Source organism: Streptococcus sp. Marseille-Q5619 (assembly GCF_946901205.1).
Taxonomy (GTDB): domain Bacteria; phylum Bacillota; class Bacilli; order Lactobacillales; family Streptococcaceae; genus Streptococcus.
In genome coordinates, this window is sequence record NZ_CAMPPO010000002.1 from 54,778 (window position 1) to 77,926 (window position 23,149).

At 39.5% G+C, this 23,149-nt stretch carries 23 protein-coding genes and 1 pseudogene; 6 read left to right on the forward strand and 18 right to left on the reverse strand.

The annotated features are described in order from the left end of the window. Positions 1-85 precede the first annotated feature (85 nt). The 5 genes and pseudogenes from cbpE to OC530_RS01415 form a co-directional block, all read right to left on the reverse strand. Positions 86-1,969 carry a phosphorylcholine esterase CbpE gene (cbpE, locus tag OC530_RS01395; protein WP_262078889.1) on the reverse strand — a complete coding sequence of 628 codons (1,884 nt, stop codon included), beginning with the start codon at positions 1,967-1,969 and terminating at the stop codon, positions 86-88. Positions 1,970-1,974: 5 nt separating this feature from the next. Next, positions 1,975-3,042 (reverse strand): annotated as a pseudogene (locus OC530_RS01400) (MBL fold metallo-hydrolase); the annotation flags it as partial. Between the two features lie 99 nt (positions 3,043-3,141). Then, positions 3,142-4,035, reverse strand: coding sequence for an RluA family pseudouridine synthase (locus OC530_RS01405; RefSeq protein WP_262078890.1), 894 nt, complete (start codon positions 4,033-4,035; stop codon positions 3,142-3,144). Further along, positions 4,025-4,486: a signal peptidase II gene (gene lspA, locus OC530_RS01410; protein ID WP_138704474.1), complete on the reverse strand. Its 462-nt coding sequence runs from the start codon at positions 4,484-4,486 to the stop codon at positions 4,025-4,027. Before lspA ends, OC530_RS01405 begins: the two co-directional genes overlap by 11 nt. Then, positions 4,483-5,391 (reverse strand): LysR family transcriptional regulator, encoded by a 909-nt coding sequence (locus OC530_RS01415; RefSeq protein ID WP_001025693.1) that lies wholly within the window; start codon positions 5,389-5,391, stop codon positions 4,483-4,485. Before OC530_RS01415 ends, lspA begins: the two co-directional genes overlap by 4 nt. Here OC530_RS01415 and OC530_RS01420 point away from each other — a divergent pair. After that, a complete protein-coding gene (locus tag OC530_RS01420; RefSeq protein WP_138704473.1) occupies positions 5,384-5,569 on the forward strand; it encodes an AraC family transcriptional regulator in 186 nt (61 codons plus the stop codon). The genes OC530_RS01415 and OC530_RS01420 overlap by 8 nt on opposite strands. A 73-nt stretch (positions 5,570-5,642) precedes the next feature. Here the strand turns inward: OC530_RS01420 and OC530_RS01425 are convergent, their stop codons facing one another. Next, positions 5,643-6,314: a CPBP family intramembrane glutamic endopeptidase gene (locus tag OC530_RS01425; protein WP_138704472.1), complete on the reverse strand. Its 672-nt coding sequence runs from the start codon at positions 6,312-6,314 to the stop codon at positions 5,643-5,645. Positions 6,315-6,367: 53 nt separating this feature from the next. Beyond that, complete coding sequence (locus OC530_RS01430) at positions 6,368-6,589, reverse strand: SP_0924 family bacteriocin-like peptide (RefSeq protein ID WP_033683595.1); 222 nt, start codon at positions 6,587-6,589, stop codon at positions 6,368-6,370. A gap of 272 nt (positions 6,590-6,861) precedes the next feature. On the opposite strand from OC530_RS01430, the gene OC530_RS01435 reads away from it, so the two are divergent. The 3 genes from OC530_RS01435 (at position 6,862) to OC530_RS01445 (ending at position 9,484) form a co-directional block, all read left to right on the forward strand. Then, on the forward strand, positions 6,862-7,671 hold the full coding sequence (locus OC530_RS01435) for a Cof-type HAD-IIB family hydrolase (RefSeq protein ID WP_173212301.1): 810 nt from the start codon (positions 6,862-6,864) through the stop codon (positions 7,669-7,671). Positions 7,672-7,812: 141 nt separating this feature from the next. Beyond that, on the forward strand, positions 7,813-8,721 hold the full coding sequence (locus tag OC530_RS01440; RefSeq protein WP_262078898.1) for an ATP-binding cassette domain-containing protein: 909 nt from the start codon (positions 7,813-7,815) through the stop codon (positions 8,719-8,721). Positions 8,722-8,731: 10 nt separating this feature from the next. Then, the gene (locus tag OC530_RS01445) at positions 8,732-9,484 is read left to right on the forward strand and encodes an ABC transporter permease (protein ID WP_173212297.1); all 753 of its coding nucleotides are present in this window, start codon (positions 8,732-8,734) and stop codon (positions 9,482-9,484) included. 39 nt (positions 9,485-9,523) lie between these two features. Here the strand turns inward: OC530_RS01445 and OC530_RS01450 are convergent, their stop codons facing one another. The 8 genes from OC530_RS01450 to OC530_RS01485 all read right to left on the reverse strand — a co-directional run bounded on the left by OC530_RS01450 (position 9,524) and on the right by OC530_RS01485 (position 17,963). After that, positions 9,524-10,402 carry a HAMP domain-containing sensor histidine kinase gene (locus OC530_RS01450; protein ID WP_262078901.1) on the reverse strand — a complete coding sequence of 293 codons (879 nt, stop codon included), beginning with the start codon at positions 10,400-10,402 and terminating at the stop codon, positions 9,524-9,526. Next, a complete protein-coding gene (locus OC530_RS01455; protein ID WP_173229064.1) occupies positions 10,399-11,100 on the reverse strand; it encodes a response regulator transcription factor in 702 nt (233 codons plus the stop codon). Before OC530_RS01455 ends, OC530_RS01450 begins: the two co-directional genes overlap by 4 nt. A 191-nt stretch (positions 11,101-11,291) precedes the next feature. Further along, positions 11,292-12,167, reverse strand: coding sequence for an N-carbamoylputrescine amidase (gene aguB / locus OC530_RS01460; protein WP_173212291.1), 876 nt, complete (start codon positions 12,165-12,167; stop codon positions 11,292-11,294). A gap of 9 nt (positions 12,168-12,176) precedes the next feature. Further along, complete coding sequence (gene aguA / locus OC530_RS01465; RefSeq protein WP_173212289.1) at positions 12,177-13,262, reverse strand: agmatine deiminase; 1,086 nt, start codon at positions 13,260-13,262, stop codon at positions 12,177-12,179. Continuing rightward, positions 13,259-14,386 carry a carboxynorspermidine decarboxylase gene (nspC, locus tag OC530_RS01470; RefSeq protein WP_173212287.1) on the reverse strand — a complete coding sequence of 376 codons (1,128 nt, stop codon included), beginning with the start codon at positions 14,384-14,386 and terminating at the stop codon, positions 13,259-13,261. The genes aguA and nspC overlap by 4 nt, the downstream gene beginning before the upstream one ends. Beyond that, a complete protein-coding gene (locus OC530_RS01475; RefSeq protein WP_000088751.1) occupies positions 14,386-15,645 on the reverse strand; it encodes a saccharopine dehydrogenase family protein in 1,260 nt (419 codons plus the stop codon). Before OC530_RS01475 ends, nspC begins: the two co-directional genes overlap by 1 nt. Beyond that, the gene (gene speE / locus OC530_RS01480; RefSeq protein ID WP_000366711.1) at positions 15,642-16,502 is read right to left on the reverse strand and encodes a polyamine aminopropyltransferase; all 861 of its coding nucleotides are present in this window, start codon (positions 16,500-16,502) and stop codon (positions 15,642-15,644) included. The genes OC530_RS01475 and speE overlap by 4 nt, the downstream gene beginning before the upstream one ends. After that, positions 16,503-17,963, reverse strand: coding sequence for an aminotransferase class I/II-fold pyridoxal phosphate-dependent enzyme (locus tag OC530_RS01485; RefSeq protein ID WP_173212285.1), 1,461 nt, complete (start codon positions 17,961-17,963; stop codon positions 16,503-16,505). Positions 17,964-18,673: 710 nt separating this feature from the next. Here OC530_RS01485 and OC530_RS01490 point away from each other — a divergent pair. Continuing rightward, complete coding sequence (locus tag OC530_RS01490) at positions 18,674-19,369, forward strand: VIT family protein (RefSeq protein ID WP_173212283.1); 696 nt, start codon at positions 18,674-18,676, stop codon at positions 19,367-19,369. Here the strand turns inward: OC530_RS01490 and OC530_RS01495 are convergent. Genes OC530_RS01495 through OC530_RS01505 form a run of 3 tightly spaced genes read right to left on the reverse strand, consistent with a single transcriptional unit; the run spans position 19,366 to position 22,401 of the window. Then, positions 19,366-19,602, reverse strand: coding sequence for a hypothetical protein (locus OC530_RS01495; protein WP_262078909.1), 237 nt, complete (start codon positions 19,600-19,602; stop codon positions 19,366-19,368). The genes OC530_RS01490 and OC530_RS01495 overlap by 4 nt on opposite strands. Before the next feature lie 50 nt (positions 19,603-19,652). Continuing rightward, the gene (locus OC530_RS01500) at positions 19,653-21,641 is read right to left on the reverse strand and encodes an ABC transporter permease (protein ID WP_262078912.1); all 1,989 of its coding nucleotides are present in this window, start codon (positions 21,639-21,641) and stop codon (positions 19,653-19,655) included. 1 nt (position 21,642) lies between these two features. Beyond that, the gene (locus OC530_RS01505; RefSeq protein WP_173250082.1) at positions 21,643-22,401 is read right to left on the reverse strand and encodes an ABC transporter ATP-binding protein; all 759 of its coding nucleotides are present in this window, start codon (positions 22,399-22,401) and stop codon (positions 21,643-21,645) included. A gap of 433 nt (positions 22,402-22,834) precedes the next feature. Between OC530_RS01505 and OC530_RS01510 the strand changes: the two genes are divergently transcribed. After that, complete coding sequence (locus tag OC530_RS01510; RefSeq protein ID WP_262080031.1) at positions 22,835-23,020, forward strand: hypothetical protein; 186 nt, start codon at positions 22,835-22,837, stop codon at positions 23,018-23,020. Positions 23,021-23,149 lie beyond the last annotated feature (129 nt).

Genomic DNA, 23,149 nt, shown 5'->3' on the forward strand with positions numbered 1-23,149 from the left:
CTTCATATTTATCCATTATAACATGAATAACAGGAAATAGAAAAGAGTTGATAGGAAAAAGAAGGCCCTAAAACCTTCTTTTTTACTACTGTTCTGATTCCGATTTGTTTGCACTCATTTCAGAGCTTTTTGAAGTTGAAGAAGTCAAATCTTGACTAGTTGAAGCGCTTGTAACACCTTCATTCTGTCTAATTTCTTTACTTTCAAGATCTTTTTTCACTACTTCTTTCGATTCTTTTATTTCTGAATGACTTGTGACTTTAGTTGTAACAGATTTCTCGACCGGAACATCCACTAACCAGGCACCACTTGAATCAACAGTATAGCCTTCTGGTGTCTTACTGTTCACAAGCAATTGACCATTTTCTTTCAAGAAGTACCATTTATCCTTGTCTTTAATCCAACCAACAGCTCGTGAACCATCTTCCTTGTAGAAATACCAAGCATTTGCCTTTTTAATCCAACCTTGCTTCATAGCTCCTGAATCTTCCAGATAGTAATGATAACCAGCAACTTCTATCTCGCCTGTCTTCATGATACCAGTAGAACCCATATAGTACCAGGTTTCTTTATCTTTTACCCAACCCGTTTTCATTTCCCCTGATTGAGCAAAGTAATACCATTGACCCTTATATTGAAGCCAGCCTGTCTTCATAGAGCCATCCTTTGATAAATAATAGGACTGACCTCCAGTATTTACCCAACCAATTTCCATCTGATTTTCTTTGTTGAAATAATACCAGATTCCAGCAATTTTCTTCCAATTTTTAGCAGAAGCACCAGAGTCTGTCAAATAGAACCAATGATTGTTCCATTTTTTCCATTGATTCTGTAACAAGATACCCGTTTGGTTAAAGTAATACCATTCACCTTCAATTTCATTCCAACCGACAGTATACTCTCCTGTAGAATCAGGCGCTTGATACCACCAGTTTCCATATGCACTCTTATGCCAACCAGCTTGAAAACTTGGAATATGCTTGTAGGAGGTTGAAATATTGACAAACCCATCTTGTCGAATATCAAAAACTGTTGCATCATAGTCTTTGCTGGCTGCATTAATTCTCTCAATTCCTCGTTCTTTGAGCCAATTAACATACTCACTATCAACACCATTTTTCCAAGGTAGACTATCCGAAGTTTGAACAATCAAACTCGGACTCAAATGTTTAATGAAATCCTTGGTATTTGATTTGTTTGTATCATGGTGATGATTAAACTTCATCAAATCAACTTTTCCAATGAGAGGTCCATACTTGTCTTCTGCTCCATGAACATTATCTAAATCGCCCCCAAGGTAAATTTTCTTGCCATTGACTTTCACCACGCTAATCAAGGAATTGGAATTGTCATCCCAAATTTTCTTTAATTCACCTGATGAATCAGTTTCATTTTCATAGTTATAGAGTTGAATATCCATGTCCCCAAACTGAAAATGAGCATCTTCCTGTGTGATGTTTTGAATAACTGAAACACCTTTTTCTGAAGCAGTCTGTAAAACCTTATCATAACCGTACAGATTATCCCATAGACGTTCAGAATTAGTAATACGATTATCACTATATTTTTTAAGATAGACTCGGTCAACTGGATAGGTAGACAGTAATTCATCAACATTTCCAATATGATCACTGTGGGTATGGGTTACCAAAATAAAATCAAGTTTTTGGACACCCAATTCCTTCAAATGACGAAAGACACGGTCTGTTAGAACATGCTTATAAGACGTTTCAATTCCTTCTCTCCATGGATAGCGAGAATCACTTCCATCTGGGAAATCATAATCTTCTCCTGTATCCACCATGGCAAAATGTCCATTGCTTTCAAGAATAATCGCATCGCTGCCACCTTCTTGAACATTTATAAAGTGGATTTTATTTTCTGAACTTTCTTGAGCTTGAACATTCCCATACCATGACAAACCTAAAAAAGCGCCTGCAAGTGCTAAACTAATCAATTTCTTTTTCATTATTGCTCTATTAGAATTCCTTTTTGATTAAAATAATATCTTTTTCCATCAATTTCGTTCCAACCGATAGAATAATTTCCTGTAGAATCTGGTGCTTGGTACCACCACTCGCCATTAGATTTCTGATGCCATCCCGAAACAAACGATGGTATTTTTTTATATTGTTTACTTATATCAACTATGCCATTTTGTCTAATATCAAAAACAGTTGCATCATATTCTGTACTAGCTGCATTTATTCGCTTTATCCCTAAACTATCTAACCATGCTATATATTCAGGGTTGTCTACAATAGGACTATCATAAAAACCTGGAACAGCATCACTTGTCTGCACTATGATTTCTGGAGATAGATTTAATATAAAGTTTTTTGTATTTGATTTTTCGGTATCCTTATGATGATTAAACTTCATCAAATCAACTTTTCCAATAAGAGGACCATACTTGTCTTCTGCTCCATGAACATTATCTAAGTCGCCCCCAAGGTAAATTTTCTTGCCATTGACTTTGACTACACTAATCAAGGAATTGGAATTATCGTCCCAAACAGGTTTAAGATTTCCATTCTCATCATATTCATTTTCATAATTATAGAGCTGAATATCCATGTCTCCAAACTGAAAATGAGATTCATCTGCCGATATATCTTGAATTAATTTCACCCCATTACGATTTGCAGCTTTAATCGCATTATCATATCCGTAGAGATTATCCCACAAACGATTTTTATCAGTTATACGACTATCATCATATCTTTTCATATAAATACGATCAACAGGGTATTTATCTAATATTTCATCCATATTTCCAATATGGTCACTGTGGGTATGGGTCACCAAAATAAAATCAAGTTTTCGGGCACCCAATTCCTTCAAATGACGGAATACTCTATCTGTCATTACATGCTTATAAGAAGTACCGATTCCTGGTCTCAAAGGATATTTAGGATTACTACTATCAGGAAAATCATAATCTTCTCCTACATCAATCATGGCAAAATGACCATTACTTTCCAAAATAATAGCATCACTTCCTGCAGTCAGTACATTAACAAAATGTATTTTATTACTGGAAAAGCCAAAATATTTTTCTAGCGTTAACCCATTATATATATATATATATTATGATTAAGATTGCAGTTACCATAATTATACTGGACTTCTTTTTACACTTCATTCTTTCTTCCTCAATCTCTCTAAAGTTTCCTTAAATATCTCTGGGATATCTGCTGTAAATTCCAAGGTCTCACCTGTTCTCGGATGAGTAAATCCTAGCGTCTTGGCATGGAGAAATTGGCCATGTCCTTTTAAAGTCTTACGAGGACCATAGACCTCATCACCAGCGACTGGATGGCCAATATAAGCCATGTGAACACGGATTTGATGAGTGCGTCCTGTCTCTAGCTGCAACTCTACCAAGCTGTAATCACCAAAACGTTCCAAGACGTGGAAACGAGTCACTGCAGGCTTTCCTTTAGCAGTCACAGCCTGTTTCTTACGGTCTTTTTCACTACGGCCAATCGGTGCTTCAATCACACCACGATCATTGGGCAAATTTCCATGAACAATCGCCCAATATTTGCGAAGAGACTTTTTATCCTTGAGTTCTTGAGCAAGTGCTAGATGCGCCTCATCGTTTTTAGCAATCATGAGAAGGCCTGATGTATCCTTATCAATACGGTGAACAATTCCTGGACGCAGAACTCCATTAATACCCGACAAGTCCTTAATATGATACATAAGGGCATTTACCAGAGTTCCACAAGTATGACCAGCACTCGGATGCACAACCATCCCCTGAGGTTTGTTAACGACAGCCACATACTCATCTTGGTAGATGATTTCTAGCGGAAGATTCTCAGCCACATACTCTAAGACCTCCGGCTCTGGCACATGGTAAGTAACGACATCACCCTCTTGGACAGTGTATTTAGCTTTCTTGACTTGGCCATTGACCAAAACCTGACCTGATTTGATTTGTTCATTCGCGAGACTACGTGATAATTCTGTCAAATCTGACAAAGCCTTATCCAAACGCAGGCCACCAGTTTCAATTTTAATTTCCATTTATTTCCTCTTTTAACATTGCAATCAATAAAATAATCACTCCAACAGTCAGATAGCTATCTGCCACATTGAAAATTGCAAAATTGATAAAGTCAAGGTGGATCATATCCACAACAAAGCCCTGACTCACCCTGTCAATAAAGTTTCCAAGACCACCTGCAATAATCAAGGTCAAACCCAAGACCATCCAGAGTGAGTCCTCCATGTGTTTATGTAGATACCAAATGGCACCTACCACGACAACCAGAGTAATGACAGCGAATAGCAACTGCTGATCTTGTAAGATAGAAAAGGCTGCCCCTCGATTTTGCAGGTAGGTCAAGCTAACAAAATTGGGAATCCAAGAACGCACTTCACCCAGTGGAATTTGCTGGACGATATAGGATTTGACCAACTGATCCAGCCCAATCAAAAGCAGTACAATGACTGCCACTATTGCTCTTTTTTTCATGATTTCCTCTTCTGATCAAAATATTCTTGCATGACTTCTACGAAAAGAGTTCCAGCCTGACTCAGCTCCACTTCCTCACGTTTAACATAGACCATGCGATTATCTAGGTTATCCTTGAGACGAATAACTGTGATGCCATTGACACTGTCACTATCTAAAAATCCAGAACCTGTTGCATAGGCGTCCGTCCGCTCCAAAATACCATTCAAGGTGGCACGGTCTGTCACATTAAACATCTGTGAGCTAGCGCTGGTATCAACAAAGTTCTCTGAATAATAAAGGTACTCATCTTTCTCTTGAGTGAAACGAACTGTCGGTAGATCCGCTAAATCCTCCATAACCAATTCCTCTTTCTGGGCTAAAGGATGCCCCTCACGGAGATAAATATGGGTATGGAAGGGAATCAATTCAATGACCTCCAGACCTAGCTTTTCAACGCGTTGCATAATCCCCTTTTTATTTTGATTGTTGAGGTAGATAATCCCAATCTCACTGTGCCCCTGAGCTACTTCGTCTAAAATTTGAACAGTAGTTGATTCAAAAATACGAAAGTTCTTATAATCAGGATAGCGCTCTGAAAAGGCCGTAATGGTTGGTGGCAAGAAGTCATAGTGCTGACTGGCAATGGAAAATTCATCTTTTTCTTCTTCAGGATTGGCATACTGATTTTGAAAAATATCAAATCCTTTAACCAATTCTTGCGCTTTTTCATAGAATTCCATACCACGACGGGTCAAGAAAGTCCCTGAGCTGGTCCGACGGAAAATCTTAAAGCCCAATTCTTTTTCCAAATCCCGAACAGAAATAGACAGACTCGGCTGACTAACATACATCTTTTCAGCAGCTTCACGGAAAGTACCGCTATTTGCAATAGCCACAACATAGCGTAATTGTTGAATGTTCATCTTCTACCCCCAACTTCTTTATCTTTTCATTATACCATATTTTAGAAGTTTTCCAAAAAGGAAAAAAGAACATCCTATTCTTCTTAACCTTCTTAACTATCTTCACTATCTGCCTTTCTCAAGCCAATCTTATTTTCAAAATCAATTCAAAAAAATAACTGGATACACACCACTTTAGTATAGGAAAGAAAAACGATGACTATTTGTGAAAAAAAGAAAATGCCGGAAAGTTCCGACATTTTTTTAGTAAGCTAACTTCCTGAAAATAGGAGTAACCACACATTCCAGAAAGCAGTGATATTGATGAGAATATGAACTAGTATTGGATAGTAGAGATTTTTTGTCATGCGATACAGTAGAGCTAAAATGAGACCTCCACTAGCATAAATGAAAAAAGCAAAAGGTGTTAAAGCGAAATTGATATGAATATAACCGAAAATAATAGCAGAAAGCAAGACATCTCCGTACCAAGGCGAGTTTTTGAAAAAGGTTGTCATAAGCACACCGCGATAAATCAATTCCTCAGCAATAGGGCCGATGAAGCAAGCTATGAGCAAGAAATAGGGTAATTCCTGTCTCCCCATCATTTCTATCGTTTCATTCAAAGAGATTTGATTTGAAGTCGAGGTTATGAAATAAGACAAGAGGAAGTCCGACATATACAAAATGATGTAGCCCAGTAAAAGGTAGATAAAGTACCTCAACTGCCACGTGAAATGAAAAGTCTTCTTTCCTGCAAAAACTAGTAGATAGATGACTGCTGACAAAAGAACACCACTTTCCAGCAAAAGTAGAATCTGAAAAAACTCACGACTTGCTGGTAGATAGGGCTTTGCGAGGTGATTGAAAATTCCCCAAAACCAAGTTGATTTGTAAAAAATTAAGGATAATGCTAGTAAAATCTGAATAATCCGTTTTTTCATATTAAATCCTCTGTTTTCTCCCCTTGTTTCTTCATATTCCTACTAAATTTTACTTAAAATCTCGCGGCACTTCCTTTGCAAAGATGGTTACCTCCTCCAATATATCCTAAATCATAGGTTCCTCTGGGACAAAATCCATGAACCGGCATAGTTAATACTGGTTCCATTTGCCAAGCATAATAACCATTAGGTTCTTTACCATAGGGATCTGCTCCACCTTGGATCATCTCTAATTCTTCATTTGTTAGATTTATATTTTTTGTCATTAAAATCATGATATATTTCCTCCGTTATTGTTTAGATTAGTTGAGTAATCTGATACTCATACCTACTTACAAAAAAAAATATTATATTAAGTTGGTTTTTTAATTTGTCTAGTTGCAACATTGACAATTTTAGTATAGCATATCTTGGCCAAATATCCTCTTCAAATCATGAATTGTCATCAAAACATCCTAAACTGTAAAATCAATTAGCCCCAAGCTTTCTATCAATTTCTTCTCCCAAATATGCTATAATAATACCAAAAGATAAAGAAGGAAGACTTATGATTAAACTACTAGCCTTGGATATGGATGGAACCCTCCTAAATGAAGCCAAGGAAATCCCACAAGCTCACATCACTGCCATTCACCAAGCTATTGAAAAAGGTGTCAAACTGGTACTTTGTACAGGTCGCCCGCTTTTCGGTGTTCTCCCCTACTACAAAAAACTGGGGCTAGACCTCCAGAATGAATATGTCATTGTTAACAACGGTTGTTCAACTCACCAGACCAGTGATTGGGAGCTAGTTGACTGGCAAGAACTTAGTCCAGCAGACATCGAGTACCTCTATGACCTAGCTGAAAAAAGTGATGTTCAGTTGACTCTTTTTGATGAGGAACATTATTTCGTCCTCGGTGGCAAACCTAATCAAGTCATTGAAAATGATGCCAAGCTGGTCTTTTCAGACCTGACTGAAATTTCTCTTGAGGAAGCGACTAGTGGCAAGTACCGTATGTTCCAAGGGATGTTTTTGGGGACAGAGAGCCAAACGGACGATTTTGAGAAGCGTTTTGCTGGGGAACTCTGTCAACGATTTAGTGGAGTTCGTTCACAGCCTGTCATTTATGAAGCCATGCCACTTGGTACGACAAAGGCTACTGCTCTTTCTCGACTAGCAGAGATTTTGAAGCTTGATTCCTCAGAAATCATGGCTATGGGCGATGCCAATAACGATATCGAAATGCTCCAGTTTGCAGGGCTTGGCATTGCTATGGGAAATGCCAGCGATTATGTCAAATCTCTTGCGGATTCCGTTACAGCAAGCAACGAAGAAGACGGCGTTGCGCGTGCCATTGAGAAATATATTCTATAATTAAGAAGCCCAGTTCGTGTCAACTGGGTTTTGATATTTAAGAATTCCTAAAACTTTAGAAACTCTTTAGAAATGCTTGAGCTTTCTTTGATTTCTATGCTTTATACTAAAGTTATCAAAATAAATCAAAAGGAGAGAATCATGAAAACAGTACTTGATATTCATGGATTGTCCAAAAACTTTGACAAACAAGCTATCCTTCAGGATCTTCATCTAACGATAAGAGAGGGAGATATTTATGGACTTATCGGGAAGAACGGAGCTGGGAAAACCACCTTAATCAAAATTATTACGCAACTACTGTTTGCGGATAAAGGGACTGTTTCCCTCTTCTCTAGCCAAACGGAAAATGAGTGGAGCAGGGCTCTATCTCGAGTAGGTTCAGTGATCGAATCACCTGTGGCCCATAATCACTTAACAGCCTACCAAAATCTGAAATATTACTGTATGATTCGCCATATTCCAAATGCTGATCAAGTCATTCGAGAAACGCTGGACTATGTAGGTTTGGCAGATACAGGTAAAAAATTCTTTCGTGATTTCTCTCTTGGAATGAAACAAAGACTTGGTATCGCCATTGCCCTTCTATCTAAACCAGACTTCCTGATTTTAGATGAACCTATCAACGGTCTCGACCCAATCGGTATCAAAGAATTTCGACTCATGATTCAACGGCTCAATCAAGAAAAAGGGATCACCATTCTCATCTCTAGCCATATCTTGTCAGAACTCTATCTCCTAGCTAATCGCTTTGGTATTTTAGATCAAGGCAAGGTTATCCGTGAAATCAGCAAAGCTGAATTTGAAACACTAAGTGAGGATTACATTGTTCTTAAGACAGCTGATAAAGAGAAAGCTTGTCAAGTATTGAAAGAACAAATCCAGCTCCAGTTCAAGGTTGTTAATCCTGAAAACGAAATCCACATCTTTGGTCAGGAACAAGATGTCAAACAGATTCTCAAAGAATTAACCTTGGCAGATGTTGCCATTGACGAGATTTACTATGCCCGTCAAAACCTAGAAGAATACTTCACTCAATTGGTCCAATAGGAGAAAAATCATGATACATACCATTCAAGCAGACTTTTACCGTCTTTTCCGTTCCAAAGGATTCTGGATTACAGAGTTCATTCTCTTTTTACTCATGTTAATGGGGGCTGTTTTTGGGGCTACGGGTCAACTAATGGCAATCCAGACAGAAGAACCAGATATACCAATCCAAGGTTGGAATGGTATACAAGCCCTGATCAACGCATCTAGTCAAGGTTCAAACCTCGTTTTTCTCTGCATCGTCCTAGCCTGCCTCGTGCTTGGAGTTGATTTAATCGGTAAACTCTATAAAAATAATTTAACAGTGGGTGTTTCTCGTACCGAGTTTTTCCTTGCCAAAGCCTTTGTATTGGCTTGCATTGGACTTTCTCAACTCATCATCGGTCTCGTGATTGCCTTTATTCCAGCAACTATCTTAAATGGATTTGGGACTATGCCTGATGGCTTTATTGGAAATCTACTGATAACCATTTCCCTTCAATTCCTTTGCCTCCTTGCTTGGCTTTCTATTGTTTCCTTCATCCTCTATGTTAGTCATTCTTATCTTGCAGTATTTATTGGTTACTTGGTCAGCTCTACCTTACTTTCTATGCCAATGATCATTTTTCCAAATATCAAATTTTTACCCTATTTGTCCTTGCAATTTTCCTATGCTATGACTGCTAATAGTGAGTCAATTCTCTACACGCTTATAGTTAGCTTAGCTGTTATTGTAATCTTTAATATAGGTGGATTGACAGTTTTCAAAAAGAAAAGTCTATAAAAAATGACCTCCTCTAGCCTACAGAGGAGGTTTCTTTCGTTAAAAGTAAATGAAAACCGACAACCATTGCCCATCTGTTCCTAGTTTCATCTCTGCACCGAGAAGATGACATAATTCCTCAGTAATATAAAGTCCTAAACCAGAGGATTCTTCGGTGTCTGATAGATTTTCAGAATAAAAACGGTTGCTGAGATTTTCTATTTTTTTGATGGGCTGTTTGACAAGGTTTGCAATCTCTAAGACAAGCTGTCCCTTTTCCTTTCTCAAAGATAGACGCGCTTCTTCCTTGCCATGTTTTAGGACATTTCCAAGCAGATTTTGTAAAATTCGATCCAGCAAGTCTTCATCAGTCCTTATTTTCAGACCAGCTTCAACCTTAAAATCAAGCGTGATATTTGCCGCCTGAAAAACATCATAATAAGCCAGAGTCTTCTTGGTGATAAAAGCTGAAAGATCCACTTCTTCCAGTTTCGGTTTGACAGCCCCTTCCATCAAACGACGATATTCTAGGAGAGCCTCCAAACGTTTGGAAACTAAATCAAGATGTTGGGCTATTTTTTGTAAGGTTTCTGATTTGTCTTCAGGAGTTTTTATCAATTGTTGCGTGTAGCCTGACGCGATAGTCAAAGGTGTCCGAATATCATGGGCAATATTGCTGATGGCCATATCCAGAGTCTGCTTTTCCCTTTTCATAACCAACCGAGACTGTTCTACTTCCAGAAATAGATTTTCAATTTGCTGGTAGAGTTGTAAAAAATGTTTGGAAAAAATGCTGACTCCGACTCTTTTCATACTACCTGTGAGAATCTTGTCCTCAATCTGTTGACTCAAGTTTTTAAGTGCTAGATGGTAGCGAATTAATACAATCGATAAAATAGTTAGGAGTATCAGTAGAACAAAGATCATCATGTAGGTCATTGCTTGTCTCCTTTTAATCTTATCCCAACACCCCAAATGGTTTCAATATATTCTTGATTTGGGTCAAGCTGGTTTAATTTTTTACGAAGATTACTCAAATGCGTATTGAGGGTATTATCTCCAGGTAGATAGCTATCCTCCCAGACCAGTTCATAAAGTTCTTCCTTGGTAAATATTTTCTTAGGGTGTTTGAGGAGAGTTTGGAGAATCAAGCATTCTTTCTTGGCAAGGCGAATGGTTTCCTGACTATTTTTGATTTCAAAACTTTCTGCATCAAACTGGATATTTTTCAAGTTTTGTGGCAGATGTTCAGTTTTTCCTATTTCCATAGACTGTTTTTCTACGCTTTGACGTAACTGAACAGTAATTCTGGCAAAGACTTCGTCCAAATCAAAGGGTTTCACTATGTAATCATTGGCCCCCTCTAAGAGGTATTGACTGATTAACTTCTTATCGCTCAAAGCTGTTAGCATAATGACTGGAGTTTGACTTTGTTCCCTGATGGCTTTTAAAACCTGATCCCCATTTTTCCCAGGAAGCATGATATCTAGCAAAACGAGGTCAATCTCACCTTGGTCAAAACGCATGATTCCTTCTGTACCAGAAAAGGCTTGAATCACCTCATGCTCCTCAGTAAGAAGTGTTCGTAAAATCTCTTGAATGTCACTATTGTCTTCAATAACCAATATCCTAGCCATAAATACCAACCTTTCTGCAACTATTATAGCATGTTTTATTGATAAAGCTTAAACAGAAAAGCTCCTCGCATAAAAGCGCGAGAAAGCCTTAGAGGGTTAAAATATAAAATCCACTTGCTAGATGACCTAGTATCCTTATAGTTGCTAATAAGAAGTTAGTCTAGCAGAATGAATCTCTCATTTCTCCCCTACTAGTCCGTAATACGTTGATACATTTCTGGTCTTCTATCTCGAAACAGTCCCCAGTTTAAGCGTTCGCTTGCTCCCTTATCTAGGTCATAAGTTGCTAACAGAACAGCTTCAGCTTGTCTTTCAGCTTGCTCTAGAATAGCTCCTGTTTCATCCGTCATAAAGGAGGAACCGTAGAAGTCAAGACTGGAACTCTGTCCGCCATTTTCCTCACTAGGCGTGACCTCTTCCAAGCCATAGCGATTGGCTGCAATAACTGGAACAATATTTGCTGCTGCGTGTCCTTGCATGGTACGTTGCCAATGGCCACAACTATCTGTATCCAAAATCGGCTCTGAACCGATGGCTGTTGGATAAAAGAGCAATTCAGCACCATTCAATGCAAGACAGCGCGCTGTTTCAGGGAACCATTGATCCCAACAGATACCGATACCAATCTTGGCATAGCGAGTATCCCAGACCTTGAAACCTGTGTTACCGGGTGTGAAATAAAACTTTTCTTGATAATAATGATCATCTGGTATATGGGTCTTCCGATAAACGCCTAGCACTTCCCCATCAGCATCAATAACGGCAATAGAGTTATACAAGATATTGCCATCTTTTTCATAGAAACTGATTGGTAAAACGACCTTTAGCTCCTTGGCAATGGTTTTAAAATGTTGAATAGCTGTATTGTCTGTCACCGACTGGGCATGCTGGTAGTAGTCATACTGGCGTTCCTGACAGAAATAGGGACGTTCAAACAACTCGGGTAAAAGAATAATTTGTGCGCCTTGTTCTGCAGCCTGATGTACTAAACGCTCTGCGGTTTGGATATTTGTTGCCACATCCTTAGCGCATTGCATTTGAATGGCTGCAACTTTTACATTTCTCATCTTTTTCTCCTATTCTGGGATTTGTTGGGTGATACAGTGGATATTGCCACCACCTAAAAGAATATCTCTGGCTGGTATTCCGACAACTTTACGGTCTGGGAAACACTTGCTGAGAATATCTAGGGCCACTTGGTCGTTTACATCCTCAAACTGTGGAACCAAGACAGCCTTGTTGGCGATATAAAAGTTTACGTAGGAAGCTGCTAGTCGTTCACCTGCGTAGCGTTCTTCTTCTCCTTCTTCATAGATGTAGCCTGGCAAATCCTCTTTGGTTACAATTTGATGAAGAGCTGGAATTGGAAGTTTATGAATGGTGAAGGGACGACCTTTTGCATCTGTTTCTTGCTCTAAGAGTTCGAGATCTGCTTTTGACATGGCATATTGAGGATCACTTTCGTCGTCCGTCCAAGCCAAGACAAGCTCTGCAGGACCAACAAAGGCAGAAACATTGTCAACGTGTTCATTGGTTTCGTCCTGATAAATACCATAAGGAAGCCAAATGACTTTTTCAGCTCCAAGGTACTCTAATAAGGTACTCTCGATTTCCTCTTTAGTCAGATGAGGATTGCGACCAAGACTGAGAAGGCAACTTTCAGTTACGATAATGGTTCCTTGACCATCGCTATGTATCGCTCCGCCTTCTAGGACAAAAGGTTTGGCATCATAAACAGGCATTTCCAAGGACTCAGCAAAACGACTGGCCACTTGGTCATCATCTTCATAATCTTGATAAAGACCATCAACAGCACCACCCCAAGCATTGAAAGACCAATCAACGGCCATCTTTTCTCTTTTGTCATTGAGAAGAATGATTGGTCCAGTATCTCGAGCCCAAGCATCATTGGTGGGAATGTCTAAATAAACAACGCTATCTCCAAGATAGTCTTGGGCTTCAGCTAAGTAGTCTTGCTCCACCAAAAGATAGACTCTTTCCCCTTCTGCTATGGTCTTAATAATCTGACTAAAAGCTGCTTTAGCAGCCTTTCCTTGAAAGGGCCATGAACCTGGTCGAGTAGGCCATATCATGAGGGTACCATGATGTGATTCGTACTCTGCTGGCATACGATAGCCTAATTTTTTTGGACTTTCCATCATGATAATCTCCCTTTAAAATCTTGATAGCCAAATGCTTTGACTAAGCTACAGTCTCCCTGTTCGTCCATGAGATAGAGACTTGGCAATCCAATACCATTAAAGGTATTATTTTTGACAAAAGAATAAATGGCCATGTCTTCGAAATAAAGTCTGTCTCCAATTTGGACTGGATTTTCAAAGCTATAATCACCAATTACATCACCCGTCAGACAAGTATTGGAAGAAAGTCTATAGGTATGGGCTTTATCCTGTGCCTCAAAACCATTTCTCAAAGGTGGACGATAGGGCATCTCAAGTACGTCAGGCATATGGCAGGTCGCAGAGGCGTCTAAAATCAAGATTTCCATACCGTTTTCTACAATATCCAATACTTCAGTTGCTAGATAACCTGCATTGAGCGCAATGGCTTCACCCGGCTCGATATAAACTTCAAGATTGTAAGTTTCTCGAATACGTTTGATTTCAGAAATCAGCAAATTCACATCATAGTCTTCTCTTGTGATGTGATGACCACCACCCATGTTGAGCCATTTTACTTCATGTAAATAAGAACCAAACTGCGCTTCTACTGCTTTCAAAGTTGTCTGTAAATCATCTGCTCCCTGCTCACAAAGGGTGTGAAAATGAAGACCATCCACCAAATCCAGCAAATCACTCGGTATCTTGTCTGAAGTTACGCCAAAACGAGAACCAGGTGCACAAGGGTCATAGAGCGCATGGTCACCCTGTGTTGAACATTGAGGATTGAGACGTAAACCAACACTGATACCAGCCTCACGACAACGCGAACCATGCTTACGCAACTGTCTCTCAGAATTAAAAACGATATGGTCTGTTATCTCAAGCAATTCCTCCAAGTCTGCATCCTTGAAAGCAGGCGCAAATACATGGACTTCACCAGGAAATTCTTCCCTTGCCAATTTGGCCTCATAGAGTCCACTAGCCGTTGTACCAGAGAGATATTGGCTAATTAGGGGATAGGTTTTGTAGAGGGAATATGCCTTCTGGGCAAGCAAAACCTTGCAACCAGCTTCTTCTTGTACATATTGTAGAATGCGGCAGTTTGCTTCTAACTTTGTCAAGTCAATGACGTAAGCTGGTGTTGGTACTTGTTCTAACTTCATTAGTCCACCATTTGTGGATTTTCAACCACAACCCATGGCAAACCATACTCATTCAAAGCTTCCATGAATGGATCTGGATCTAACTCCTCAAGGTTATACACTCCAGCTTGTTTCCAAGTACCGTTCATAACCAATTTTGTCCCAATCATGGCTGGAACGCCTGTCGTGTAAGAAATGGCTTGTGAACCAACTTCTGCGTAACATTCCTGATGGTCGCAAACATTGTAAATGTAGATGGTCTTTTCAACGCCATCTTTTACACCTGTAAAGATACATCCAATATTGGTTTTACCTACAGTACGTGGTCCAAGGCTGGCTGGATCTGGAAGCAAGGCTTTTAAGAATTGGATTGGAACGATTTCTTGGCCGTTAAAGTTAATGGTATCCGTACGAAGGAGCCCTACATTTTCCAAGCATTTCATATGTGTTAGATAAGATTGACCAAAAGTCATAAAGAAACGAATACGTTTGACACCTGGAATGTTTTTGGCCAATGATTCAATTTCTTCGTGGTGAAGGAGATACATATCTTTTTGTCCAACCTGTGGAAAATCATACTCACGCTTGATAGACATGGCTTCGACTTCGACCCATTTTCCATCTTCCCAGTAAGAACCTGGCGCAGAAACCTCGCGTAGATTGATTTCTGGGTTGAAGTTGGTCGCAAATGGATAACCGTGGTCACCACCATTACAGTCTAAAATGTCGATATAGTGGATTTCATCAAAATAATGTTTGAGAGCATAGGCAGAAAAGACACTAGTCACACCTGGGTCAAAGCCAGATCCAAGCAGAGCAGTCAAACCTGCTTCTTTGAATTTCTCCTGATAAGCCCACTGCCATGAGTAGTCAAAGTAGGCTGTAAAACCAAGTTCCTTGCAACGTTTCTCATAGATGGCACGCCACTCAGGATCTTCTGTATCCTCTGCCTCGTAGTTGGCTGTGTCGATATAGTGGACACCTGTTGCCAAACAAGCGTCCATAATGGTTAAATCTTGATATGGTAAAGCTACGTTCAAAACAGCTTCTGGTTTGTAGCTTTCAATCAGGGCAATCACTTCTTCTACCTTGTCAGCATCAAGAGCAGCTGTCTCAATCTTTGTACTTGTTTTGCCCTCCAGTTTAGCCTTCAAGTCATCACATTTTGACTTAGTACGGCTAGCAATCATAATTTCTTTAAACGTTTCGCTATCTTGACAAATCTTTGAAATAGCAACTTGGGCAACGCCCCCACATCCAATAACTAGTAAACGACTCATTTTTTTCCTTCCTCTTCTTCTAAAATGTCTTCAACATACTTGGGCAACATAAAGGCTCCCACGTGTAAGTTTGCAGTGTAGTATTCTGTGAAAAGCTGGCGTTCTTTCCAGCCTTCCTTGTCAAAATCTTTGACAGGGTGGTATTTTTTCGATGCAAATCCAAACAACCAATAGCCAGCTGGGCTAGTTGGAATATGGGCCTGATAGACTCGGCTGATTGGAAAGGCTTGATTGACCTTGCGGTGCATGCTTCGGCAAGCTGACTCATCCTCGTCAAAGAAGGGACTCCCATGCTGATAGATCATGATACCGTCTTCTTTAAGAGCCCGATAACTGTTACCGTAAAATTCCTTGGTAAAGAGCCCTTCCGTATGTCCAAATGGATCTGTCGCATCGTTGATGATAATATCGTAGTCATCTTCACAGTTTCGCAAAAAGCGTAGCCCGTTTTGATAGTAAATGGTAACACGAGGATCATCTAGCCCCGCAGCAAAGTCTGGGAAATACTCACGACAGACCTCAACCAACATCTCATCTGGTTCCACAATATCGATTTGCTCCAGTTCAGGATACAGTGTCAAAACTTGAGCAACACCACCGTCACCACCCCCAATAACCAAGACTTTCTTGGGATTTGGGTGGACAGCCATGGGAACGTGGACGGTCATTTCATTGTAGACAAAATCATCCGCATCTGAAAACAAGACGTGCCCATTTAAAATCAGTATTTTCCCAAAAGCTGGCGTATCCAAGACTTCGATATCCTGCCATTCACTTTTTCCAGCGTAGAGTTGTTTGGCAGTTCTCAGGGATAATTTCACATCTGGAGTATGAACTTCAGAAAACCATAAATCCATCTAGTTCTCCTTTCTCTTAATGACGTTGATGTGATTGACCTCGGGATCTTCCGTCCCTTGGAGGGAGCAACCACGTTCTTTGGCAAATTGAATATAGTCTACAATTTCTCGTGTAATGCGTTCTCCAGGAGCCAAGATAGGAATCCCTGGAGGATAACACATGACAAATTCTCCACAGACTTGATCGACAGATTCGTCCAAGGTCAAACTTCTTCTCTCTGAATAGAAGGCTTCCTGAGGAGATAACACCAACTCAGGCTGGATATATTCTCCAGCTATCAAGTCCTTCCCATCTCGTGAGTATAGTCTCTTTATATCAGCCAAAGCACCGACCAAACGCTCGATGTCTTGGATACGGTCACCAATCGAAATATAGGCCAAGATATTACCAATATCTCCAAACTCGATCTGAATGTCGTATTCGTCTCGTAGGAGGTCATAAACCTCTATACCTGTTAAGCCAATACCCTGAGTGTAAACTGACAACTTGGTTACATCAAAATCACATACCGAGACACCATCTATTAACTCTTTTGAGTAGGCATAGTAGCCACCGATAGCATTGATTTCACGGCGAGCATACTCGGATAGCTCAATGACCTTCTCAAACGACTCTTTACCACGAAAGACCAAGTTGCGACGCGAAATATCCAAACTAGCCATCAACAAATAAGAGGCGGATGTTGACTGGGTCAGGTTGATAATCTGACGTACGTATTCGGGATTCATCTGATTCCCGATTAAAAGAAGCGAACTTTGGGTCAAACTCCCACCAGACTTATGCATGGAAACTGCTGCCATATCAGCTCCTGCATCCATAGCAGAAATTGGAAGTTTATCTGTAAAATGCAAATGCGCTCCGTGGGCCTCATCTACCAAAACCATCATACCAGCTTCATGGGCCATTTCTGTCAATCCCCTTAGGTCTGAACAGATGCCGTAGTAAGTAGGATTGTTAATCAAAATGGCCTTGGCATCTGGATGGTTCTTTATGGCCTGGGCTACTCGGTCATTTTCAAGACCTAAAGCGATACCAATCTTAGGATCCACACTCATCTCGATATAGATGGGAATGGCACCACATAGAACCAGCGCATTGATAGCAGATTTGTGGACATTTCGTGGCAGAATAATCTTATCTCCTGCCTTGCAGGTTGACAGAATCATAGTCTGCACCGATGAAGTTGTTCCACCAATCATGAGAAAGGCATGGGCTGCTCCAAAAGCATCAGCTGCCAGCTCCTCTGCATCCCGAATAATCGAAATGGGGTGACCAAGATTATCCAAGGGTTTCATCGAATTGACATCAATGCCAACACATTTTTCACCTAACAGTTCGACAAGTTCTGGATTTCCCCGTCCACGCTTGTGACCTGGAACATCAAAGGGAACAATCCTTTTCTTGCGTAACTTCACCAAGGCCTCATAAATAGGGGCTTGGTTCTGATCTAACTCTTTCAAGACATACTCCTTTACCGTATTTTTAGCGCTTCAAGAAGACGAAGGCGACTAAAGGTTGACTCATGAAAAAAGAGCAGGATTTCACCTGCTCTGCAATCTTCTGACGTTTTTATGTTTGTTTCTGTTGAGTATGTCTGTTCCCGATGTTTCCTAACTCTCTAGTAGCAAATATTACGTACTTTATTGATCGTTTCACAAGATGACGTGTGCTTTCACCACACTAAAAATTTATGAATTAGGACAAACGTCCTAACATCAACTTATAAAAGTAGGCTTTTAACCCTATCAATAATGTGGTTTTTCAACCACGCTTCGGCATTCAACCCTGCCTGTCCGTAGGCATTTTTTACTCGGGTTTATATTTGCTAGAAAACATCATCTCATTTTCTAAGCTTTATTACTATATCATGTTTTTAAGAACTTGTAAAGCGTTTTACGAAAAAAATATAAAAAAGTTCGTAAAATATTTGGATTTTATTTGATTTCACACTAATTATTTTCTTGTAATCGATTATAAAGTGAACAAAATGATTATCGTATTTAATTTAAAATTTTTTATGCTATTCTACACTCTTTACCTTCGGTGTTTGATCTATCAGAGAAGATGTCGACATTTTTATATCATTAAAATCGTGCAACTTTTTTCAGATACTTTTAAAAGATTGATTTCCCTATATGTTTCCTTTATACTGGATAAAAAGGAGAATAGTATGTCAGAAACAAATCACGAAATCGATTCAAATTTTGCAGGTCGTTTAAATATTCTGCGTGCGGGTGTTCTTGGTGCTAACGATGGGATTATTTCCATTGCTGGTGTGGTTATTGGGGTTGCTAGTGCTACGAGCAATATCTGGATTATCTTTTTATCAGGATTTGCAGCTATTTTGGCAGGTGCCTTTTCAATGGCTGGTGGAGAATATGTGTCCGTTTCAACTCAAAAAGATACCGAGGAAGCAGCCGTTGCGCGTGAGCAGCTCTTGCTAGACCAAGATATGGAACTAGCCAAAAAGTCCCTCTATGCTGCCTATATCCAAAATGGAGAATGTGAAACCTCTGCTCAACTCTTGACCAACAAAGCCTTTTTAAATAATCCGCTCAAGGCTTTGGTAGAGGAAAAATACGGTATTGAGTATGAAGAATTTACCAATCCTTGGCATGCTGCTATCTCTAGCTTTATTTCTTTTTTCCTTGGTAGCTTACCACCAATGCTGTCAGTAACTATTTTCCCAAGTGAATACCGCATCCCTGTTACTGTCCTTATCGTCGGTGTGGCTCTTCTTCTCACTGGTTACACTAGTGCCAAACTTGGAAAGGCTCCGACTAGAACAGCTATGATTCGGAACCTAGCTATTGGTCTCTTGACCATGGGCGTTACCTTCCTGCTCGGACAACTTTTCAGCATTTAATACTCTTCGAAAATCTCTTCAAACCACGTCAGCGTTGCCTTGCCGTATGTATGATTACTGACTTCGTCAGTTCTATCTGCAACCTCAAAACTGTATTTTGAGCTGACTTCGTCAGTCTTATCTGCAACCTCAAAACAGTGTTTTGAGCTGACTTCGTCAGTCTTATCTACAACCTCAAAACTGTGTTTTGAGCAACCTGCGGCTAGCTTCCTAGTTTGCTTTTTGATTTTCATTGAGTATAAAATACAAGAAATACCTCGATTTTGAAGTCGAGGTATCTTTTTTACATTTGCACAATCTTGCGATAACTTCTTGAAGTAATCATGAAAATCAGCACATAGGCGATGAGGAAGATAGCACAGATAGACAAGGTCACAATCAACATCATAGTCGTATCCAGTACACCAATCACTTTTAAAATCAGACTAAGCATATGGTAGGCAAAGGCTAGATGTAGGAAGGCAAAGAGTAAAGGAAGGAAGAAAACAGTTAAAACCTGTTTGTTGATGGTTTGCTTGATTTGCTTTTGATCTAAACCAACTTTCTGCAAGATAATAAAGCGCTCACGGTCTTCATAGCCTTCAGAAATTTGTTTGTAGTAGATGACCAGAACGGTTCCGACCATAAAGATAATGGATAGGAAAATACCGATAAAGAAGACACCTCCAAAGAGGGCACTCATCTGAGCACTAGCATCTGATAAATTACTACCATACACATAGCTACCTTCCGTATTTAATTGAGCATTAAACTGATCGAGGTATTTATCATACTCGTCAGCGACCTTGAGTTGTTCTTCTTCGCTGGCATTTACATTCATGCCACCGTAAAACTGATTATAGATAGCCGAATCTGGGAATTGATCCAAAAAGGCTTGTAAATCAGGTACAACAAGGTAATTGTAATCAGCAGTCAAAATATTAAACTGATTTGGGACATGGTTGACAATGAAATCTTTATTAAATTCTTCTTTGACAGAAAATTGATGATCATTCAGAATTAGAGTTTTTTGTTCTTTAACTCCCTCGTTCTTTGCAAAGAGTCCGACCTCATTTCCTGATAGAGACAATTTTTGACCAGTCATATTTTCATAATCTTTTTGGTCAAATACCATAAAAACTGTTGTGGGTTGGACACGGTTTTGTCCTTTTTCAAAAAGTGTTAATTTATTTCCTTCTTGGTTCGCAACACCAAAGTAAGTGTAACGAAACACTTCTTTCTCTTTAATCTTATAACCTTTGTCACTTGCAAACTGGCTCAAGAGTTTGTCCAAGTCTTCTTTTTCAACATTTTGCCCTGAAACTCCAAAATCATGAGGATTTAGAACTTTTTTAAAGGATTCTGCGGAATTGAAAATGCTTGTCGCTGCTGACATGGTTACCAAAACCATTGTTGACAAGATAGCGATGGTTGCAAGGCCCACCGCATTTTTCTTCATACGGAAAATCAAGTTGGACACTGAGATAAGGTTATTTGGCTGGTAATAGTATTTCTTGTTTTTCTTTAAGATTTGTAGGAAGACTGTAATCCCTGCATTAAATAATAAATAAGTACCAAAGATAACCAGCAAAACAGCTAGGAAGAAAGTTGTTAGGGCTGTAAGAGGATCGGTTACCGTAAGGGCAAGATAATAGCCAATCCCTAAACTTATGGAACCAAGAATCGTTTGGAGAGGTAGGAAACGACCTCTTTTCTCTCCGCTTGCTTTCTCACGCGAGAGCTGGAGGACATTCATACGGGCGATTCGAAGGGCATTCAGGAACATTAGGCCTAGGAAAATCAATCCAAAGACAACAAGTACTGCAATGACAACATTCATTTGGAAGGTAGCGACCAGCTCAACCTTCAATTTCATCAGTTTGAGTAGGAAAGCAAAAATCAACTTGTCAAACAAGGCTCCAATACCGATACCTGCTCCAACAGTTAGAATCCCAAATACCACCAACTCCTTAAAGGTCATACTGATCAGATGACGTTTCTCCAATCCCAACATGCCATAAATTCCCAGTTCCTTGGAACGGTTTTTCATAACAAAACTATTGGCATAGAGGACGATAATGGCTGACGCAAGGGTGACGACAAACATACCAAATCCTAGAGTAGCCTGAATGGTTGTTCCTCCACGGATTTCCGCAATCTTAGGATTAAAGGTTAGAGAGTAAAAGAGATAGGTGACAGTGACTGCCAAGAGAACAGCCAGCGCAAAAGGATAGTAGAGTTTGCGGTTTTTAATCAAGTTCGATACCGCTAACTTATTGGTTAATCGAAACATACTAATTCACCTCGCTTGCCATGACAGTCAAGGTATCAGAGATTTCTTGGAACATCTGACGTTCTGTTTTCTCTCCGCGGTAGATTTGGTTGTAAAGAATGCCGTCTTTGATAAAGAGTACACGTTTAGCTCTGCTAGCTGCTGCTGTTGAGTGGGTTACCATGAGAATGGTTTGGCCGCGCACATTGATTTCATCAAAAACATCAAGTAAGGCTGCAGATGACTTGGAGTCAAGGGCTCCTGTTGGCTCATCCGCAAGGAGAATTTCAGGTTCTGTGATGATGGCACGTGCTACTGCTACACGCTGTTTTTGCCCACCTGAAATCTCGTAAGGGTACTTCTCTTGCAATTGGTTGATGCCTAGATTCTCAGCTGTCACCACCAATTTCTTCATCATCTCCGTAATAGGTCTTCTTGACAAGACAAGCGGAAGCAAGATATTGTCTTTAACAGACAGAGTATCTAGCAAGTTAAAGTCTTGGAAGACAAAGCCCAACTTTTCACGACGGAAGCTAGAAGCCTGTGAATTTTTAATGGTTGCTGTATCTGTTCCGTTCAGGTAAACTTGTCCACGACTTGGTTTGTCCAGCATAGCTAAGATATTGAGAAGAGTTGATTTACCAGAACCAGACTCACCCATAATGGCAACGTAGTCACCTTTCTCCACGGTAAAGTGAATATCCTTGAGGGCTTCTACTTGGTTGCCCTGAAAACGAGTTTTATAAATTTTTTGAACGTGTTTTACATCTAAAAGTGTCATGAGAATCTCCTTTCTTAATATCCCATCAAATGAAATGTTGCTTGCATCATAGCGCATCCCAGCTGAACACGCTCGATATCTTTGTGACTTGGTTTTCTTGTTTTCTTCTGTAAGATTTGTTTCATGATGTTACTCCTTTTTCTTTATGAGTCTAGTTTACATCAAAAAAAGACCGCTTGCCATAACCTAACCTTACAAAAGAGACTTTAATCTTACATTTTTGTAAGATTGGGGGAAATGTAAGCAAAATTACTTAGAAAATGATTTGATTTCCTATTTTTAAAATTGTAAAATATACGTGTGAAAAGGCTTACCTTGGAAAGGAGGAAGCGGGAACTAACATTTGAGTAAGCTTACCTAGATAACATACCATTAAATTGAACACTTTCAAATCGTACTATCTATAAGGAAAGAAGGTGCGCTTTAATGAAACATAAAAAAACATATACTCATCGGACTTCTCTATCTGCTCTCTCCATTCATCGGTCAGCTCTTAGTTGAAAAAACATACTTTATCGGTACAGAATTTACAGGAACTGCTTATGTTATTTGCTGGTTATCAGTTGTTATCAGCATCCATCATTTTGCAAAAAATGTATTGTCTCAGCATGAAAAATAGATTAGAAACATGAGTTCAAAAGAATGCTTTTAGTTTGTAGATGAAGCTGGAAAAATATTATTAAAAGTAAAAAAGCTTTAAATCAAGCAGTTTAGACTATTGATTTAAAGCTTTTTGCGTATTCCAAAT

Excerpts from the sequence above, each read along its gene's own strand:
- cbpE (WP_262078889.1), bottom strand. The coding sequence starts at position 1,969 with ATGAAAAAGAAATTGATTAGTTTAGCACTTGCAGGCGCTTTTTTAGGT.
- OC530_RS01405 (WP_262078890.1), bottom strand. The coding sequence starts at position 4,035 with ATGGAAATTAAAATTGAAACTGGTGGCCTGCGTTTGGATAAGGCTTTG.
- lspA (WP_138704474.1), bottom strand. The coding sequence starts at position 4,486 with ATGAAAAAAAGAGCAATAGTGGCAGTCATTGTACTGCTTTTGATTGGG.
- OC530_RS01420 (WP_138704473.1), top strand. The coding sequence starts at position 5,384 with ATGTTCATCTTCTACCCCCAACTTCTTTATCTTTTCATTATACCATAT.
- OC530_RS01415 (WP_001025693.1), bottom strand. The coding sequence starts at position 5,391 with ATGAACATTCAACAATTACGCTATGTTGTGGCTATTGCAAATAGCGGT.
- OC530_RS01425 (WP_138704472.1), bottom strand. The coding sequence starts at position 6,314 with ATGAAAAAACGGATTATTCAGATTTTACTAGCATTATCCTTAATTTTT.
- OC530_RS01430 (WP_033683595.1), bottom strand. The coding sequence starts at position 6,589 with ATGATTTTAATGACAAAAAATATAAATCTAACAAATGAAGAATTAGAG.
- OC530_RS01435 (WP_173212301.1), top strand. The coding sequence starts at position 6,862 with ATGATTAAACTACTAGCCTTGGATATGGATGGAACCCTCCTAAATGAA.
- OC530_RS01440 (WP_262078898.1), top strand. The coding sequence starts at position 7,813 with ATGAAAACAGTACTTGATATTCATGGATTGTCCAAAAACTTTGACAAA.
- OC530_RS01445 (WP_173212297.1), top strand. The coding sequence starts at position 8,732 with ATGATACATACCATTCAAGCAGACTTTTACCGTCTTTTCCGTTCCAAA.
- OC530_RS01450 (WP_262078901.1), bottom strand. The coding sequence starts at position 10,402 with ATGACCTACATGATGATCTTTGTTCTACTGATACTCCTAACTATTTTA.
- OC530_RS01455 (WP_173229064.1), bottom strand. The coding sequence starts at position 11,100 with ATGGCTAGGATATTGGTTATTGAAGACAATAGTGACATTCAAGAGATT.
- aguB (WP_173212291.1), bottom strand. The coding sequence starts at position 12,167 with ATGAGAAATGTAAAAGTTGCAGCCATTCAAATGCAATGCGCTAAGGAT.
- aguA (WP_173212289.1), bottom strand. The coding sequence starts at position 13,262 with ATGATGGAAAGTCCAAAAAAATTAGGCTATCGTATGCCAGCAGAGTAC.
- nspC (WP_173212287.1), bottom strand. The coding sequence starts at position 14,386 with ATGAAGTTAGAACAAGTACCAACACCAGCTTACGTCATTGACTTGACA.
- OC530_RS01475 (WP_000088751.1), bottom strand. The coding sequence starts at position 15,645 with ATGAGTCGTTTACTAGTTATTGGATGTGGGGGCGTTGCCCAAGTTGCT.
- speE (WP_000366711.1), bottom strand. The coding sequence starts at position 16,502 with ATGGATTTATGGTTTTCTGAAGTTCATACTCCAGATGTGAAATTATCC.
- OC530_RS01490 (WP_173212283.1), top strand. The coding sequence starts at position 18,674 with ATGTCAGAAACAAATCACGAAATCGATTCAAATTTTGCAGGTCGTTTA.
- OC530_RS01495 (WP_262078909.1), bottom strand. The coding sequence starts at position 19,602 with ATGAAAATCAAAAAGCAAACTAGGAAGCTAGCCGCAGGTTGCTCAAAA.
- OC530_RS01500 (WP_262078912.1), bottom strand. The coding sequence starts at position 21,641 with ATGTTTCGATTAACCAATAAGTTAGCGGTATCGAACTTGATTAAAAAC.
- OC530_RS01505 (WP_173250082.1), bottom strand. The coding sequence starts at position 22,401 with ATGACACTTTTAGATGTAAAACACGTTCAAAAAATTTATAAAACTCGT.